This is a genomic window from Rhodococcus sp. T2V (genome assembly GCF_029269925.1).
Classification (GTDB): domain Bacteria; phylum Actinomycetota; class Actinomycetes; order Mycobacteriales; family Mycobacteriaceae; genus Rhodococcus_F; species Rhodococcus_F koreensis.
Map to the genome: position 1 here is coordinate 478,274 of NZ_JARJBD010000001.1, position 16,897 is coordinate 495,170.

Here is a 16,897-nt window from a genome sequence, read left to right on the forward strand (position 1 = left end):
TGCCGCGGGGGTGCAGTTCGACTGCACCCCCGCGGCATTCGGCGTGTCAGATGGTGATGTCGCGGCGAATCATCTTGCCGGTCGCGTTGCGGGGCAGCAGGTCCGTGGTGATCCGCCACCGCGTCGGGACCTTGAAATACGACAGCCGATCGGCGGCGTAGTCCCGCAGTTCCGCCTCGGTGGCCGCGGCACCCGGTCGCAGCACGACGACGGCCGCCACCTCCTGCCCCAGATCCTCGTGGGGTGTCCCGATCACGGCGCACTCGAGCACGTCGGGATGTTCGTCGAGACACTGCTCGATCTCGATGGGATACACGTTCTCCCCGCCGCGCAGGATCAGATCCGAGCGACGTCCGGTCAGCCGCAGGCGGCCGTTCTCGACGAGCCCGAAGTCGCCGGTCCGGAGCCACCGGTCCGGGGTGATCGCCGCGGCGGTGGCGGCCTCGTCCTCCCAATAGCCGAGCATCACGAACGGGCTGCGGACGCACACCTCACCCTCGACGCCGTCGGGCAGCCACTCCCCGTACGGGTCGCGGATCTCCATGCTCACCGTGATGATCGGACGGCCCAGCGTGCCCGGAAACTGCTCGAGTTCGGGGGCGGTGGCGACCGCGATCGCGGTACTGCACTCGGTGAGACCGTAACTGTCCACGAGCGCGTTGCGCGCGAACGGCACCTTCTCGCGCAGACGTTCCTGGAACGCGACCGACGACGGGGCGGAGGCCAGCGAGAACGACGTGAGCGACGACAGGTCGTACCTGCCCAGGTTCTCGTGCTCCAGCAGTCGGGACGCCATGGTGGGCACCGCGCCCCAGTTGGTGACGCGTTCCCGTTCGACGAGACGGAGCACGGCGTCGACGTCGAATCTGCCCTCGTGCATGACGACCGCCCCGCCCGTCGCCAGCCGCGGAATCACCAGGTTGTGCAGACTCGCGATGTGGAACAGGGGAGAGGTCAGAAGGTAGCGAAGCGGGCTCGGCACGTCGGGATCGACGGGCCGTCCACTGAATTCGCCGACCACGGCGTCGCTGAAGCTGTGGTAGTCGACGACGGCCAGGATGTTGCGCTGCGAGTGCAACGCCCCCTTGGGCCTGCCGCTCGTGCCGCTGGTGTACAGGATGGCGGCGGGATCGTCCTCGTCGACGTCGGTGTGCGGCATCGGCGAACCTGCGTACCGCGCGAAGATCGCGGGCAGATCCTCCTCCATCGTGAGGACGGGGACCGCGGCGCCGACCGCCGCGAGCGTCTCGGCGCGCTTCGCGTCGGCGATCACCACGGTGGGGCGACTGTGTGTCAGCCCGTACTCGACCTCCCGCGGAACCCACCACCCGTTCAATCCGACGCTGATGGCGCCGAGCGCCTGGGTGGCCCAGAACGCGATCACCCACTCGGGGGTGTTCGCGGCGAGGATCGCCACCCGGTCACCTTTCCGGACGCCGTGGTCCTCGCGCAGCGCCGTCGCCAGGGCCGCGACCACGGCGGCGTGCTCGGTGTAGGACATCCGGCGGTCGGCGGTCACCAGGTAGTCGCGGTCGCCCCACCTCAGTGACGTGGTGAGAAGTTCGCCGACCGAGCGTCCACGGTTCTTCATCACCGGCATCCGGGTGCCGAGCACCGGTTCCTCGACGAGCTCGAACCGGCCACCGGGTCCGGTGAGGCGGGACATCACCTGATCCAGGAGCAACTGTGGATCTGTTGGGGCAGTCATCGGGGCGACCTTTCGTCCTCGGGCACTGGTACCGACACAAGATGGCACGCCGTGACGGGCGCCCGGACGTGGTTACCACTCAGCGAGACTGCCACGATTCGTGACATCCCGGCGCCGTTACGTTCGACAGCGAATCGCAGCTGGAGGAACTCATATGACGATAGATCTCGACCCGCCCGCAGTGAAGGTCGATCCGCTCGCCCCGGCCCGGCTCGGGCCGATCACCCTGCGTAATCGCGTGATCAAGGCGGCGACGTACGAGGGGCTGACCCCGAAGGGTCTGGTCACCGACGAGCTCATCGAATTCCATCGGCGGCCCGCCGCCGGGGGCGTGGGCATGACGACGGTCGCGTACTGCGCCGTCGCCGCCGACGGTCGGACGTCGCCCGGCCAGATCCAATGGACCGACGAGACGATGCCGGGCCTGCGGAAGCTGACCGACGCCATCCACGCCGAGGGCGCGGCGGTGTCTGCGCAGATCGGTCACGCGGGACCGGTCGCGGCCGCGAAGTACATCGGGTACCCCGCATTGGGCCCGTCCCGTGCCTTTCGGATGACGACGCAGAACTTCTCCAAGCCGGCCACCGCGGCCGACATCACCCGGATCGTCGAGGCGCATGCCCACGCAGCCCGCCGTGCGGTGGACGCAGGGTTCGACGCCGTCGAGATCCATTTCGGCCACAACTACCTGATCAGCTCGCTTCTCAGTCCGAAGGTCAACAAGCGCACCGACGAGTATGGCGGGTCCCTCGCGAACCGCGCCCGGTTCGCGCTCGAGACCGCCCGGGCGGTGCGCGACGCGGTGGGCGACCGGATCGCGATCCTCGCGAAGCTGAACATGGACGACGGTGTGCCCGGCGGCTTCTGGGTGGACGAGGCCATCCAGGTGGCGCAGTGGCTCGAACAGGACGGTTCCCTCGACGCGCTCGAGCTCACCGCGGGCAGTTCGCTGCTGAATCCGATGTACCTGTTCAAAGGCGACGCGCCGCTGCGTGAGTTCGCCGCCGTCATGCCGCAGCCGACGAAACTGGGAATCCGGTTGGTCGGCAAGCATTTCCTGAAGGAATACCCCTACCGCGACGCCTACCTCCTCGAGAACGCCCGGCAGATCAGGGCGGCCGTGACGATGCCGCTCGTGCTGCTCGGCGGCATCACCGGCAAGGCGACCATGGACCTGGCGATGGAGGAGGGCTTCCAGTTCGTGGCGGTCGCACGGGCACTGCTGCGGGAACCCGATCTCGTCAACCGGATCACGGACGAGATCCACAACCCCGGTCTGTGCATTCACTGCAACAAGTGCATGACGGCGATCTACGGTGGCACCCACTGCGTGCTCCGAGCGCAGTGAGCGCGCAGGCCGTGTCGACAGGAGAGATGGAGTTGGAACGCACCACGATCGCCCGGATGCTGCTCGACCGCTTGGGTGACGACAGGATGGGAGTCCGCACCCGGGATCAGGATTGGACCTGGGACGAGGTCGTGCACGAGAGTGCCGCGCGCGGGGCCGTCGCGTCCTCGCTGCGCCGCGACGGCCCGTTCCACGTGGGCGTCCTGCTGGAGAACACCCCCGAGTTCCTGTTCTGGCTGGGCGGCGCGGCCCTTGCAGGCGCCACCGTCGTCGGCATCAACCCGACCCGCCGCGGGGCGGAACTCGAGGCCGAGATCCGGTACGTCGACTGTCAGCTGATCGTGACGGACACCGCGGGGAAGGCGCAGCTCGCGGGTCTCGACCTCGGGCTGTCCGAGGACCGGTTCCTGCTGGTCGACGAACCGGCCTACACCGACCTCGTCGCGGCCCACACGGTGGAGCACCCGGTCGAGGACCCCACGCTCGATCCGTCGACGCTGTTCCTGCTGCTCTTCACGTCCGGCACCACCGGCACGTCGAAGGCGGTGCGGTGCAGCCAGGGCCGCCTCGCCCGGCTGGCGTACGCGAACATCGCCAAGTACGGGCACGTGCGCGAGGACGTCGACTACTGCTGCATGCCGCTGTTCCACGGCAACGCGTTGATGGCGCTGTGGGCGCCCGCCCTCGCCATCGGCGCCACTGTCTGCCTGCCGCGTAAGTTCTCCGCGTCCGGTTTCCTGCCCGACGTCCGTTTCTTCGGTGCCACGTTCTTCACCTACGTCGGCAAGGCACTGGCATACCTGATGGCCACCCCGGAACAACCCGACGACTGGGACAACACGCTGGTCCGCGGTTTCGGGACCGAGGCGTCCCCGGAGGACAAGACCGAATTCGTCCGCCGGTTCGGCGCCGAACTGTACGAGGGATACGGCTCCAGCGAGGGCGCCGGTTCGGTGACGCTCGACCCGCACGCCCCCGAGGGCGCGCTCGGCAGGCCCGCGAACGAGAACATCGTCATCGTCGACCCCGACACGCTCGCGGAGAAGGCCCGGGCGCGGATCGACGAGCACGGCCGGGTGCTCAACCCGGACGAGGCGATCGGCGAGATGATCGACAAGGCGGGCGCGGCACGGTTCGAGGGTTACTACAAGAACGAGGACGCGATCGCCGACCGGATCAGGCACGGGTGGTACTGGACGGGCGACCTCGGGTACGTCGACGAGGCCGGCTTCATCTACTTCGCAGGCCGGAAGGGCGACTGGATCCGGGTGGACGGGGAGAACACGTCGGCACTGATGGTGGAGCGGATTCTGCGCCGCCACCCGCAAGTGATCGCCACCGGCGTGTACGCCGTGCCCGACCCGAGGTCGGGTGATCAGGTGATGGCCGCGGTGGAGGTGTCGGACCCGGCCGATTTCGATCCGGTCGAGTTCGCCGCGTTCCTCGACGGCCAGGACGACCTGGGCACGAAGGCGGCCCCGCGATTCGTCCGGGTGTCGACGGACCTGCCGGTGACGGGATCGAACAAGGTGCTCAAACGGACCCTGCAGGAGCAGTGCTGGCGGTGCGACGATCCGGTCTTCCGGTGGGTGGGACGCGGTGTTCCCGAATACCACGAGATGACCGACAGTGAGAAGGCCGCGCTGGAGCAGGAGTTCCACACGCACGGCCGGCAACGATTCCTGCACGTGTGACGGTGAGGGTGACATGAAACTGGGTGTGGTGATTCCCGTCGAGCTGGGACGGGCCGGTGAGCCCGAGTGGATACTCGAATTCGCCAGGGCCGCCGAATCGCTCGGATTCGACGAGATCTCCGCCGTCGAACACTCGGTCGTCATCGCGGACACGGAGAGCGAATACCCGTACTCGCCCACCGGAAAGTCGCATCTGCCCGACGACTGCAGCCTCCCGGACCCCCTGGAACTGCTGTCGTTCGTCGCCGGCGCCACGACGACCCTGGGTCTCGCGACGGGAGTGCTGGTACTGCCCAACCATCACCCGGTGGTGCTGGCGAAACGCCTCGCCACCCTGGACCGGCTGTCCGCTGGACGTCTCCGCGTCTGCCTCGGTCTCGGCTGGATGCGGGAGGAGATCGAGGCGTGCGGCGGCGACTTCGACCGACGCGGCGCGGTGGCCGACGAGGCGATCGCGGTGATGCGGGCCCTGTGGTCGGGCACCGCCGCGGTCGACTTCGAGGGCGAATACTTCTCCTTCCGGGGCGCGCAGAGTTGGCCCAAACCGCAGCGGGATTCGGGAGTGCCGCTCTTCATCGGTGGTCACAGCCCGGCCGCCGCACGCCGCGCCGGGCGGCTCGGCGACGGGTTCCAGCCGCTCGGCCTGGCCGGTGCCGACCTGGACCGGGCGATCGCCCGGATGCGGGCCGCCGCGGCAGGCGCGGGCCGCGACCCCGCCGACGTCGAACTCGTGCTGGGTGCCACGCTGCCCCGGCTGGACGAGGCGAAACTCGACCGGTCCCGGGACCTGGGCGCGAACCGGCTCGTCCTGTCGGCGTCCCGGCACGCGCAGTCCCTGGACCAGGTCGTCGACGAGATGGCCGCCTGCTCGGCCCGGCTGGGACTCAGTCCGGCACGGTGACCGGCACGTCCTCGCTGAAGTCGACGATCAGTTCGCGCCGGGCGAACCGCCAGCCGGAGTCGCCGAGCACGTAACGGTCGTGGTAGCGCAGTGCGATCCGGTTGTCACGGAATCCGTTTCGGCCGGAATAGACGTGATGGGCGGTGCAGTACGTCTCACCCGACGCCGTCGACCCGTCCACGTCGAGCACCTGCTGGTGGACGACGTGCCGCGTGGAATGCAGATGCGTGACGGCGTCCACCACGGCGGACGCGAGTGCGTCACTGCCGCGCAGTTCCGTCGCCGCGCCGGTGCCCGTCAACGCGGGCGGGAGGACGAACGTCGCGTCCGGGTCGAACAGCGCCGCGAGCGTCGCCGTCTCGCGCCGGTCGACGGCCCGCGCATAGCGGGCGGTGAGTTCGGTGAGAGCGAATTCGGTGGCCATTCCACCATTCCATCGGACGCCCGGCATCGGCGACAGCCGCCTCCCGGTGACCGAGACACCGGCACCGGGGCGGGGGAGGGCTGGTTAGCGTCCAGAACGCACGTGGCGACAGCCACGCACAGGCATGAGGAGATCGCCGATGGATCTGAGGGAATCGCCCGCGCAGCGGGAACTCCGGCGGGAATTGCGCACCTACTTCGCGGCATTGCTGCCGGCGGAGAAGCGGCGCGTCGCAGGTGAGGAGGGTGTCGGCGGAGAACACTTCCGCGACATCGTGCGCCTGCTGGGCAAGGACGGCTGGCTCGGTGTCGGCTGGCCGGTGGAGTACGGCGGGCAGGGACGGTCGATCGAAGACCAGTTCGTGTTCTTCGACGAGGTGCAGCGGGCCGGGTTGCCGTTCCCGTTCGTCACCGTCAACACCGTCGGGCCCACGCTGATGAAGTACGGCACCGAGGAGCAGAAGGCGCGGTTCCTGCCCGGCATCCTCGCCGGCGACATCGTGTTCGCCATCGGCTACACCGAACCCGAGGCAGGCACCGACCTCGCCGCGCTGCAGACCCGGGCGGTGCGCGACGGGGACTCGTGGATCGTGGACGGCAACAAGATCTTCACCAGCGGCGCCAACACCGCCGACTACGTGTGGCTGGCGTGCCGCACCGATGCGGACGCCCCGAAACACAAGGGAATCTCGATCCTCATCGTGCCCACCGACGACCCCGGGTTCAGCTGGTCGCCCATCCACACCGTGGGAGGGCTGACGGTCACGTCGACGTACTACAGCGGGATCCGGGTCGGCGATCAGGACGTCGTGGGCGACGTCCACGGCGGGTGGCAGCTGATCACCGCGCAACTCAACCACGAACGGATCGGGCTCGCGGCGCTCGGCGGCCGCACACTCGGCTTGTGGCACCAGGTTCTCGACTGGGCTCGGGAGAAAGGCGCACTCGACATCCCCTGGGTACAGATGGACTTCGCGCGCACGCACGCGAAGCTCGAGGCGATGCGACTGCTGAACTGGAAGATGACCGCCGCCGTCGCTCGGGATCAGTTGTCGGGCGCCGACGCCGGCGCTACCAAGACGTACGGCACCGAAACCCACGTCGACGTATACCGCACGCTGCTCGGGATCCTCGGCGCCGCGGGACGGCTGCGGCCGGGTTCGCCGGGCGCGATTCTCGCGGGCCAGATCGAGCAGATCTCCCGGCAGAGCGTGGTGAACACGTTCGGCGGCGGCGTCAACGAGGTGCTCCGCGACATGGTCGGCACCCTCGGCCTCGGGCTCGTCCGCGAGACGAGGGTGAAATGAGCGAACTCCTCACCCGGCTCCGCGCCTTCGAGGGTCGGACGATCGTCCCGGCCACCTGGGGTCCCGACCCCGTGAACACCCCCATGATCCGGCATTGGGCCGAGGCGATGGGGGACACGAACCCCGTCTACCTCGACGACGATTCCGCACGCGCCACCGGCCGCCCCGGCGCGGTCGCGCCGGCCCAGATGCTGCAGGTGTGGACGATGCGCACGTACTCCGACAAGATGTCCGGCTCCGACCCGTCACCCGTCTGGACGGAACTGGTCGACACGCTCGACGAGGCGGGATTCACGTCCGTCGTCGCCACGGACTCCGACCAGGAATTCTTCGCCGAACTGCGCCCCGGCGACCGGGTCAGCACGACCGAGGTGGTCGAGTCCGTGTCCGCAGAGAAGCAGACCGGGCTCGGCGCCGGGCATTTCGTCACCACCCTCAAGACGTACCGCAACGGCGACGGCGAGATCGTCGGCACCCAGCGGTGGCGGACACTCCGCTTCCGGCCCGCCGAACGCCCGGCCCCCCGCGCCCTGCGCCCGCGGCCGGCCCTGAACGAGGACAACGCCTTCTGGTTCGCGGCCGCCCGTGAGCACCGCCTCGTCATCCAGCGGTGCGCGAGTTGCGGGGTGCTGCGGCACCCGACCGGACCGATGTGCGGCCAGTGCCGCTCCACCGACTGGGACACCGTCGACGCGTCGGGACGGGGCACCGTCTACACGTTCGTCGTCAACCACCACCCGAAGATCGACGCCTTCGACTACCCCCTCATCGTCGCGGTGATCGAACTCGCGGAGGGCACCCGGCTGATCGCCAACATGACGGGCGTCGAACCGGGGGACGTGCACATCGGAATGCCGGTGGAACTGGACTGGATCGACGCCGACCCGGAACTCACGCTCCCCGCGTTCCGGCCCGCCACCTGGGAGGAGAACTGATGGACTTCACATTCGGCGAGGAGCAGGAAGCGGTGCGCGGACTGGCCGCGGACGTGTTCGCCGCCAAGTCGCGACCCGAACGGCTCGAGGAAATCGAGTCGACCGCCGACCGCATCGACCGGGAACTGTGGCGCGAACTCGCCACCACCGGTCTGCTCGGCATCGCCCTGCCCGAGAACCTCGGGGGCGGCGGCGCGGGACTCGCGGAACTGTACGTGCTGCTCGAGGAGCAGGGCCGGACCGTGGCGCCGGTTCCGTTGTGGCCGCACGTCCTCGGCGCGCTGGCGATCGCCGAGTTCGGGACGCCGGACCAACGGGACGTGCTGGTCCCCGGGGCGGCGGACGGCAGCCTGATCCTCACCGTCGCACTCGAGGAGTTCGGACCGCATGCCCCGGGCGAACCGTCGACGACGGCCCGCGAGGTGAACGGCCGGTGGCAGCTGCACGGGTCCAAGGCGGCGGTGCCGGTGGTTCACCTCGCCGAACACATCGTCGTGTCCGCGACTACCCCGACCGGTCCGGCGCTGTTCCTGGTGGATCCGGGGACCGCGGGAGTGACCGCGCAGCAGGCGGAGTCGACCACCCACGAGATCTGCGCGAACCTCACGTTCGACGGGGCGCCGGCAGAGCCGCTCGGCCCCGCGGACGGCACCGCGGTGCGGTGGCTGCTCGACCGGGCGGAACTCGCGGGCGCTGCCCTGCAGCTGGGCGTGGGCGAAGGTGCGGTCCGTCAGGCCGTCACCTATCTGAACGGGCGCACCCAGTTCGGCCGCCCGCTCGCGACATTCCAGGCCGTGACCCACCAGCTCGCGGACTGCTACATCGACCTCGAAGCCATGCGTGTGACGCTCTGGCAGGCCGTCTGGCTTCTCGGGAGCGGGGAGGATCCGGGAACCGCCGTGCCGGTGGCGAAATGGTGGGCCACCGACGGCGGCCAGCGGGTCGTCCACCGCACGCAGCACGTGCACGGCGGGATCGGCGTCGACACCGGCTACCCGGTGCACCGGCACCTGCTGTGGGGCAAACAGCTCGCCGCCACACTCGGCGCCGCCTCCTCCGACCTGGCACGTCTGGGTGCGCAACTGGCGGCCGGCGTCGAGGTGGTCGCATGACCGCGACCGTCGGCGCCCCGGCCTACGACACCGTGCAGATCGGCGACCGGCTGCCGGAGCTGGTGATTCCGCTGACCCGCACCCTGATCGTCGCCACCGCGCTCGCCACCCGCGACTTCCAGGACGTCCACCACGACCCGGCCCTCGCCGTGGAGCGGGGGTCGAAGGACGTGTTCATGAACATCCTCACCACCAACGGGCTGGTGGGGCGGTTCGTCACCGACTGGGCGGGCCAACACGCGTCGCTGCGCCGTATCGCGATTCGGCTCGGCGCCCCCAACTACCCCGGCGACGCGATGACCCTGACCGGTGAGGTGGTCGCGAAGGACGACGGCCGCGCGACCGTGAAGATCCGCGGCACGAACAGCCTCGGCGACCACGCCACCGGCACCGTCGTCGTCGCCCTGCCTGCTCGAGGAGACCTGCCTGCACGAGGAGACCTGTGACCAGCCCCCTGTCGGGCGCCGCCGCCATCGTCGGCATCGGCGCCACCGAATTCTCCAAGCATTCCGGACGCAGCGAACTGCAACTGGCGTGCGAGGCGATCGTCGCCGCGCTCGCCGACGCGGGCATCGACCCGTCCGAGGTGGACGGACTGTCCACGTACACCGCCGAAACCAACGGGGAGGTACTCGTCGCCCGCAATACGGGCATCGGTGAGCTGAAGTTCTTCTCCCGCATCGGCTACGGCGGCGGCGCCGCGTGCGCCACCGTCCAGCAGGCGGCCATGGCCGTGGCGATGGGCATCGCGGACGTCGTCGTCTGCTACCGCGCGTTCAACGAACGGTCCGGTGTGCGTTACGGACTCGGGCAGCACGACCGCCCGATGGACAGCACCGCGGACCGGGCCGCCTACGCCTGGCTGACCCCGCAGGGACTGTCGACGCCCGCCCAGTGGGTGGCGATGTTCGCCCGCCGGTACATGCATCGGTACGACGCCACGAGCGAGGACTTCGGCCGGGTCGCGGTCGTCGCCCGCAAGCACGCCGCCGTCAACCCCGCCGCCTGGTTCCACGGGAGGCCCATCACCCTCGACGACCATCAGCAGTCGCGGTGGATCGCCGAACCGCTGCACCTACTGGACTGCTGCCAGGAAACCGACGGCGGCCAGGCGCTCGTCGTCGTCTCCGCCGAACGCGCCAAGGACCTCCGCAACACGCCGGCGATGATCAAGGCCGCCGCGCAGGGCTCCGGCAAGGACCAGCACATGATGGCGAGCTACTACCGGCCCGACATCACCGGAATACCCGAAATGGGCCTCGTCGGCAGGCAACTCTACGGGCAGAGCGGTCTCGCGCCGGACGACATCGCGGCGGCGATCCTCTACGACCACTTCACCCCGCTCGTCCTGCCGCAACTCGAGGAACTCGGATTCTGCGACCCCGGCGACGCGAAGGACTTCATCCGGGACGGCAACCTCGAGATCGGCGGACGCCTCCCGTCCAACACGCACGGCGGGCAGATCGGCGAGGCCTATCTGCACGGCGTCAACGGCATCGCGGAGGCGGTCCGCCTGATCCGCGGAACGTCGACCACACAACCGGACGGCATCGGCAACGTGCTGGTGACCGCGGGCACCGCCGTGCCCACCAGCGGCCTGATCCTGGGCAGAGAGGACTGATCATGACGACAACCGAGCGCACGACGGCAGGAGCGTGGCGGGGTGAGGACCTCGGCACCCGGATCGTGAGGTACGACGAGCGCGATGCCATCCTGTACGCACTGTCGGTGGGTGCGACGGCCACCGAACTGGACCTCGTCTTCGAGGAGCGTCTGCGGGTGTTGCCCACCTTCGCTCTCACCCTCGCCCAGTGGGCGCCGGACGAACTCGGATCGCGGGGCGCCTTCGACACCAAGACGGCGCTGCACGGGTCGCAGGAATTGACGGTGCTCGCCCCCCTTCCGCGCCGCGGCGAGATCGCGTTGTCGGCGTCCGTCGGCGAGGTGTGGGACAAGGGTTCGGCGGCGGTGTTCGAGGTGCGCGTCGAATCGGAGTTCTTCGTCGCCACCTGGTCGCTGTTCGCGCCGGGCGCAGGCGGGTTCGGCGGCGATCGCGGTCCCGCGAAACCGTCTCGGCCCGAGGGCGAACCGGTCGTGCAGCGTGTCCTGCACACCGCCGGGAACCAGGCGGCGCTGTACCGGCTGACCGGCGACCGGCACCACATCCACATCGATCCGGCGGCGGCGGAGCGGATCGGGCAGCCCCGGCCGATCATGCACGGCCTGTGCACCCTCGCCGCGAGCGCGCTGGAACTCGCGCGGGCGCTGGACGTGCACCCCGCCGACCTCGCCCGGCTCGAGGGACGGTTCGCCGCACCGGTGTACCCGGGCGACGCGCCGTCGTTGCGGGCGTGGGGTGATCCGGGTGACGCGTCGTTCGAACTGGTCCGAGACGACGCGCCGGTGATCGCAGGCGCCCGCGCCGCGTTCGGCTGACCGCACGGTCGCCGTCCGTCACCGAATGCCTTACCGGTGCAGGTGAACTGAACCGGTGCGGCATTCGGTGTCGAGGTCAGGAGTGGGTCGCGAGGTACCGCGCCGGGTATTCGCCGCCGCCGTGGACGGCGAGATCGGCGCCGTTGACGTACGACGCCTGCGGGCTCGCCAGGAACAGGCAGGCGTCCGCGATGTCGGACGGCACCGCCATCCGCCCCATCGGAAGGGTCCGGGTGACGGCGGCGCCACCGTCCTCGCCGTAGACGGACGCCGCGCTCTCGGTGCGGATGAGGCCCGTGGTGATGTGGTTGATGCGGACCTTCGGAGCCCATTCGAGCGCAAGCGCTTTCGTCAGCACGAGCAGGCCCGCCTTCGCGGCGCTGTAGGCGGCGGTGCCCGGTTGCGGATCGTGGGCCGAGACGCTGCCGATGTTGACGATCGCGCCGCCGTCGGACTGCTGCTGCATCACCGCATTCGCGGCCTGGGCGACGGTGAAGGGTGCCAGCAGATTCAACGCGACGATCTTCTCGACGAAGCGCGGCGAGACGGTGGCCGCGTCGGCGTCGGGCGACCCGCCCGCGTTGTTGACGAGGACGTCGAGGCGGCCGAATCGGGCGACGGCGTCGTCGATCAGTCCGGCGGCGTCGGCGTGGTCGCGAACGTCGGTGGCGCGGAACGCGGCGGTGCGATCGCCGTGTGCGGGCAGGATGTCCGGCGCGGAGCGGCCGCACACGAGCACGTTCGCACCCGCGGCGAGAAACGACTCGGCGACGACGAAGCCGATGCCCTTGGTGCCGCCCGTCACGACGACGGAGCGGCCACTGAAATCGAGAGGGTGGGGATGTGTCACGGGGAAGACCTTCGGAGTGAGGAGCGCGGGGGAGACCCGGCGCTCGGCGGGGATCAGTGAATATGCACGACCAAGCAATTGCTTGGTCTCGATAGTAGGGGAACGGGAGCGGACATGAACACACTCGACGGCAAGGTCGCACTGATCACGGGTGCGGGCCAGGGGATCGGGCAGGGAATCGCCCTCGCCCTCGCACGGGAAGGGGCTGCGATCGCGGTCGCCGGACGCACGGAATCGAAACTGCACGACACGTGCGAGCGACTGGCCGCGATCGGCGCCCGCAGCGCACCGGTGGTGTGCGACGTCAGCAGGCGCGAGGACATCACGTCCGCCGTCGAGCGGACCGTGGATCTGTTCGGCGGCGTCGACATCCTGGTCAACAACGCCAACGACTGCTCACCGGGACCGATCCTGTCGGTGATCGACGAGGAGTACGAGCGGTCGTTCGCGACCGGACCCCTCGCGACGCTGCGGATGATGCAGTCGTGCCACCCGCACATGGTCTCGCGCGGCGGCGGCGTGATCGTCAACCTCGTCACGTCGGCGGCCGTCCGCTGGGACGCCAGCAACTACGGAGCCTACGGTTCGATCAAGGAGGGCATGCGTTCGCTGACCAGGTCGGCGGCGTGCGAGTGGGGCCGGGACGGCATCCGCGTGCTGTCCGTCGCCCCGCACGCCAAGAGTCCGGCGCTCGCGCGGTGGATGGACCGGAATCCGGACGAGGCGGCGGAGTTCGTGGCGGGCATCCCACTCGGACGCGTCGGCGATGCGGAGACCGACATCGGGCGCGCCGTCGTGTTCCTCGTCGGCGAGGACGCCGGCTATCTCACCGGGGCGACCATCCCCCTAGACGGCGGGCAGTCCCGTTGGGGCTGACGGCGGGCAGTCCCGTTGGGGCTGACGGCGAAGATCTGGGTCCCGCCCAGCGGGAAGGGCTGAGGCCACCACTGTCGAACTGCACTAGTTTCGGCAGGATCGAATTACCGTAGCGAGAGGGCACCGTCGCGATGACGACCGTTGAAACACCACGCAGTTCGCGATCAGTAGTGGTCACCGTGGCCGCCGTCGTGGAGGAGACGTCCGACGCCCGGTCGCTGGTGTTCGACGTGCCCGACGAGCGCAGGCACGAATTCGCCTACAAGCCGGGTCAGTTCCTGACTCTGCGCATCCCGAGCGACCGGACGGGATCCGTCGCGCGGTGCTACTCGCTGGCCAGTTCGCCGTTCACCGACGACCTGCCGAAGGTGACGATCAAGCGCACCGCAGGCGGCTACGGTTCGCACTGGTTGTGCGACAACGTCGGCGTCGGTGACCGCATCGAGGTGCTGCCGCCTGCCGGAGTGTTCACCCCGGCGAGCCTGGACGAAGACCTGATCCTGTTCGCCGCGGGCAGCGGAATCACCCCGGTGATGTCGATCCTCAAATCGGCGCTGAGCGAAGGGAACGGGAAAGTCGTTCTCGTGTACGCGAACCGGGACGAGAAATCGGTGATCTTCGCCGACGAGTTGCGCGACCTCGCCGCCCGCCACGAACACCGGCTGACCGTCGTGCACTGGCTCGAGAGCGTGCAGGGCCTGCCGACACCACGCCAGCTGGCCAATCTGTCTGACCGGTTCCGGGACCACCGCGCCTACCTGTGCGGGCCGCGCCCCTTCATGGACGCGATCCACGAGTCGCTCGCGCTCGCCGGCGTCCCACGGGATCGGGTGCACGCCGAAGTGTTCACCTCGCTGTCCGGTGATCCGTTCGCGGACGTCGTCGTCGAGGACCTGTCGGACACGGAACAGGGAACGGCGTCGACGGTCGAGGTGCAACTCGACGGCGAAGCGCACAACCTCACCTGGCCGCGCCGGGCGACGCTCGTCGACGTCATGCTGTCCACGGGACTCGACGTCCCCTACTCATGCCGTGAGGGTGAATGCGGTTCCTGCGCATGCACGGTCGTCGAGGGTGAAGTGGACATGGACAACGCGTCGATCCTCGACCCCGAGGACATCGCGAGCGGCTACATCCTCGCGTGCCAGGCCCGTCCCGTCAGCGAGCACGTGCGGGTCGAGTTCTGACCGGGTAGCTATTTCTCGGTCTGCGCCGCCGCCGCGCGGGCGTTCAGGTCGGCGAGGCGGATCGGGTACCGCGGCGGGCGATCGACGATCACATCGCGGGTGACGCCGAGGTCGCGGCCGACGTGCAGCAGTTCGCCCGGCTGCAGCGGCGTCCACCCGGGGTCCTCGTCCATCTGTTCGCTGGCGACGACCACCGCGGGACGCTCGGCGAGATGTTCCGACCTGGCCCGGATCCGGCCGGGGGTACTCGCGTGCTGGAGGTGGCGTCCGCCGCTCGGACCGCCCGCGCGCCGCTCGAGGAAGAGCAGGTCGTGGGTGTCCGGGTAGCGCAGCGCCCACAATTCGCCGGGGGTGGTGAGCAGGATGTTGAGCGCGTAGATCGGCACGTTGTCGGCCAGCCACCGCGCGGCCGACGTGATCCCTGCCGTGACGTCGCCGCCGTTCCTGCCGATGTGACTGGTCACGAGCGCGAAGACGCGTTCCGAATCGGTGTCGCCGTGAACGAGTGCGAGATCGGAGCCCAGTTCCGCCTCGAGCTTCGGCAGGTCCTCGACCACGCCGTTGTGGGCGAACACGCGACCGTCCTGGGCGAACGGATGAGTGTTCTGCGGAAGCAGTTCGCCCGTGGTCGCGAAACGGATGTGCGCGACGAACGTGGCCGAGTACCGGTGCTTCGCCTCCTGCGCGAACTCCGCGTCCTCGTACGCCGCGAGCGGTTGCTTCTCCACCACCGGCGTCCCGTCCTCCGCGAACGTGCCGAGGCCGGTGCCGTCCGGCTCGCGGTGACTCTGCTGCGCCAGGCTGTCCGGGGCGTCCAGCAGCCAGAACGACGCGCGGACGCGGTGCGGGGCGGCGGACAGCCCGAACAATCGGCACATGACTTCCCTCTCGGGTGGGGCGGCTCAGCGGTAGTCCGGGTTGGCGAAGTCGGGGCGGCAACCGGCGTCCCACTCCGAGCGTTGATTGCCGTACACGGGGAACCCGCCTGCCTTCTTCAGCATCGCGGCGACGTGCATGAGGTTGTACGTCATGAACGTGGTGTTGCGGTTGGTGAAATCGTTCTCCGGGCCGCCCGACCCCTCATCGAGATACGACGGTCCGGGCCCGGCTTCACCGATCCATCCGGCGTCGGCCTGCGGCGGGATCACGTATCCGAGATGCTGGAGGCTGTAGAGGATGTTCATCGCGCAATGCTTGACCCCGTCCTCGTTGCCCGTGATCAGACACCCACCGGCCCGCCCGTAGTACGCGTACTGGCCGTGGTCGTTGAGCAGCGACGAACACCCGTACAGCCGCTCGATCACCTGCTTGGTGACGGAACCGTTGTCGCCGAGCCAGATCGGGCCCGCCAGTACCAGGATGTCGGCGTCCAGCACGCGCCGGAACAGTTGTGGCCATTCGTCGCTCGGCCACCCGTGCTCGGTCATGTCCGGGTAGACGCCGGTCGCGATGTCGTGGTCCACCGCCCGGAACTGGTCGACCGAGACGCCTTCCTTCTCCATCAGGCCGACACTGCGGTCGATCAACCCCTGGGTGTTGCTCACATCGGGTGACCGCTTGAGGGTGCAGTTGACGAACAAGGCACGCAGACCACTGAACCGTGGCCCGTCCTGCGGCGATGGATCGGTCATCAGTCCACGATATGCCGCGGCGGTTCCTCTTCGTGGCGGAAGTGGCGACAGGTCTAGGGCATGTCTCTCAACTCCCTTGTCGGCGCACCTGGCGCCCGATCGCCGCCCTGCTGCGTTGTCGTCGGCGCCGATACAACAACGGTATCGGCTTCTCCTCCGCCTTGCCGGACGACGATCGTTTCGCCAGGTGCATCCGAGAGGAATTGAGAGACACGCCCTAGGTAGCTAAAGATGGCGTAGCCGGATTATTGAGTCAAGTTTGTGGTGTTCGGGTCACGTTCGACGGCTTGGTGTTTCAGGCTGCGAGTTGCGCTGCGCCGGTGAGGGTATCGACGGCGGTGCGGTACGCGGTCGCAACCGCTCGGAGGCGGCCGGGAGTTGTTGTCGGGGTGGCGAGTTCGGCCAGGCCCGTGCGCAGGACCCGATCGTGGACGCAGGTGAGGAACTTCGCGGTGTCGAGTCCGAGGTCGGTGACCTGGTAGCGGTGGG

The 16,897-nt window shown here is 69.1% G+C and carries 16 protein-coding genes and 1 pseudogene; 11 read left to right on the forward strand and 6 right to left on the reverse strand.

Annotated features, from left to right (window positions below):
- Window positions 1-46: 46 nt before the first annotated feature.
- Window positions 47-1,708, reverse strand: a complete 1,662-nt coding sequence (locus tag P3H15_RS02120) for a class I adenylate-forming enzyme family protein (protein WP_276135737.1) — start codon at window positions 1,706-1,708, stop codon at window positions 47-49.
- 154 nt (window positions 1,709-1,862) lie between these two features.
- Between P3H15_RS02120 and P3H15_RS02125 the strand changes: the two genes are divergently transcribed.
- Genes P3H15_RS02125 through P3H15_RS02135 form a run of 3 tightly spaced genes read left to right on the forward strand, consistent with a single transcriptional unit; the run spans window position 1,863 to window position 5,651 of the window.
- A complete protein-coding gene (locus P3H15_RS02125) occupies window positions 1,863-3,056 on the forward strand; it encodes an NADH:flavin oxidoreductase (protein WP_276135738.1) in 1,194 nt (397 codons plus the stop codon).
- Window positions 3,057-3,082: 26 nt separating this feature from the next.
- A complete protein-coding gene (locus P3H15_RS02130; RefSeq protein WP_276135739.1) occupies window positions 3,083-4,750 on the forward strand; it encodes an AMP-binding protein in 1,668 nt (555 codons plus the stop codon).
- A 13-nt stretch (window positions 4,751-4,763) separates the two neighbouring features.
- Entirely contained in the window at window positions 4,764-5,651 is an 888-nt protein-coding gene (locus tag P3H15_RS02135) for an LLM class F420-dependent oxidoreductase (RefSeq protein ID WP_276135740.1), read from the forward strand.
- On the opposite strand, the gene P3H15_RS02140 is transcribed toward P3H15_RS02135, so the two are convergent.
- Window positions 5,635-6,075: a nuclear transport factor 2 family protein gene (locus P3H15_RS02140; RefSeq protein ID WP_276135741.1), complete on the reverse strand. Its 441-nt coding sequence runs from the start codon at window positions 6,073-6,075 to the stop codon at window positions 5,635-5,637. The two genes, P3H15_RS02135 and P3H15_RS02140, sit on opposite strands and share 17 nt — an antisense overlap.
- Window positions 6,076-6,214: 139 nt before the next feature.
- Between P3H15_RS02140 and P3H15_RS02145 the strand changes: the two genes are divergently transcribed.
- The 6 genes from P3H15_RS02145 to P3H15_RS02170 are packed head-to-tail and all read left to right on the forward strand — an operon-like array spanning window position 6,215 to window position 11,864.
- Window positions 6,215-7,381: an acyl-CoA dehydrogenase family protein gene (locus tag P3H15_RS02145; protein ID WP_276135742.1), complete on the forward strand. Its 1,167-nt coding sequence runs from the start codon at window positions 6,215-6,217 to the stop codon at window positions 7,379-7,381.
- Window positions 7,378-8,316, forward strand: coding sequence for a bifunctional MaoC family dehydratase N-terminal/OB-fold nucleic acid binding domain-containing protein (locus tag P3H15_RS02150; protein ID WP_276135743.1), 939 nt, complete (start codon window positions 7,378-7,380; stop codon window positions 8,314-8,316). The genes P3H15_RS02145 and P3H15_RS02150 overlap by 4 nt, the downstream gene beginning before the upstream one ends.
- A complete protein-coding gene (locus P3H15_RS02155; RefSeq protein WP_276135744.1) occupies window positions 8,316-9,428 on the forward strand; it encodes an acyl-CoA dehydrogenase family protein in 1,113 nt (370 codons plus the stop codon). Before P3H15_RS02150 ends, P3H15_RS02155 begins: the two co-directional genes overlap by 1 nt.
- A complete protein-coding gene (locus P3H15_RS02160; RefSeq protein WP_276135745.1) occupies window positions 9,425-9,874 on the forward strand; it encodes a MaoC family dehydratase in 450 nt (149 codons plus the stop codon). Before P3H15_RS02155 ends, P3H15_RS02160 begins: the two co-directional genes overlap by 4 nt.
- Complete coding sequence (locus tag P3H15_RS02165; protein ID WP_276135747.1) at window positions 9,871-11,049, forward strand: lipid-transfer protein; 1,179 nt, start codon at window positions 9,871-9,873, stop codon at window positions 11,047-11,049. The genes P3H15_RS02160 and P3H15_RS02165 overlap by 4 nt, the downstream gene beginning before the upstream one ends.
- A 2-nt stretch (window positions 11,050-11,051) precedes the next feature.
- Window positions 11,052-11,864, forward strand: a complete 813-nt coding sequence (locus P3H15_RS02170) for a MaoC/PaaZ C-terminal domain-containing protein (RefSeq protein WP_276135748.1) — start codon at window positions 11,052-11,054, stop codon at window positions 11,862-11,864.
- Between the two features lie 76 nt (window positions 11,865-11,940).
- Here the strand turns inward: P3H15_RS02170 and P3H15_RS02175 are convergent, their stop codons facing one another.
- A complete protein-coding gene (locus P3H15_RS02175) occupies window positions 11,941-12,714 on the reverse strand; it encodes an SDR family oxidoreductase (protein ID WP_276135749.1) in 774 nt (257 codons plus the stop codon).
- Between the two features lie 114 nt (window positions 12,715-12,828).
- Here P3H15_RS02175 and P3H15_RS02180 point away from each other — a divergent pair, with 114 nt between their 5' ends.
- Together P3H15_RS02180 and P3H15_RS02185 are read left to right on the forward strand one after the other, a co-directional pair.
- On the forward strand, window positions 12,829-13,590 hold the full coding sequence (locus P3H15_RS02180) for an SDR family NAD(P)-dependent oxidoreductase (protein ID WP_276135750.1): 762 nt from the start codon (window positions 12,829-12,831) through the stop codon (window positions 13,588-13,590).
- Window positions 13,591-13,721: 131 nt separating this feature from the next.
- Complete coding sequence (locus tag P3H15_RS02185) at window positions 13,722-14,777, forward strand: ferredoxin--NADP reductase (RefSeq protein ID WP_276135751.1); 1,056 nt, start codon at window positions 13,722-13,724, stop codon at window positions 14,775-14,777.
- Between the two features lie 8 nt (window positions 14,778-14,785).
- Here P3H15_RS02185 and P3H15_RS02190 read toward each other — a convergent pair whose 3' ends face one another.
- The 3 genes and pseudogenes from P3H15_RS02190 to P3H15_RS02200 all read right to left on the reverse strand — a co-directional run.
- Complete coding sequence (locus tag P3H15_RS02190) at window positions 14,786-15,655, reverse strand: class II glutamine amidotransferase (protein WP_276135752.1); 870 nt, start codon at window positions 15,653-15,655, stop codon at window positions 14,786-14,788.
- Window positions 15,656-15,679: 24 nt separating this feature from the next.
- On the reverse strand, window positions 15,680-16,408 hold the full coding sequence (locus P3H15_RS02195) for a flavodoxin family protein (protein WP_072940749.1): 729 nt from the start codon (window positions 16,406-16,408) through the stop codon (window positions 15,680-15,682).
- Window positions 16,409-16,703: 295 nt separating this feature from the next.
- Window positions 16,704-16,897, reverse strand: a pseudogene (locus tag P3H15_RS02200) (hypothetical protein); the annotation flags it as partial.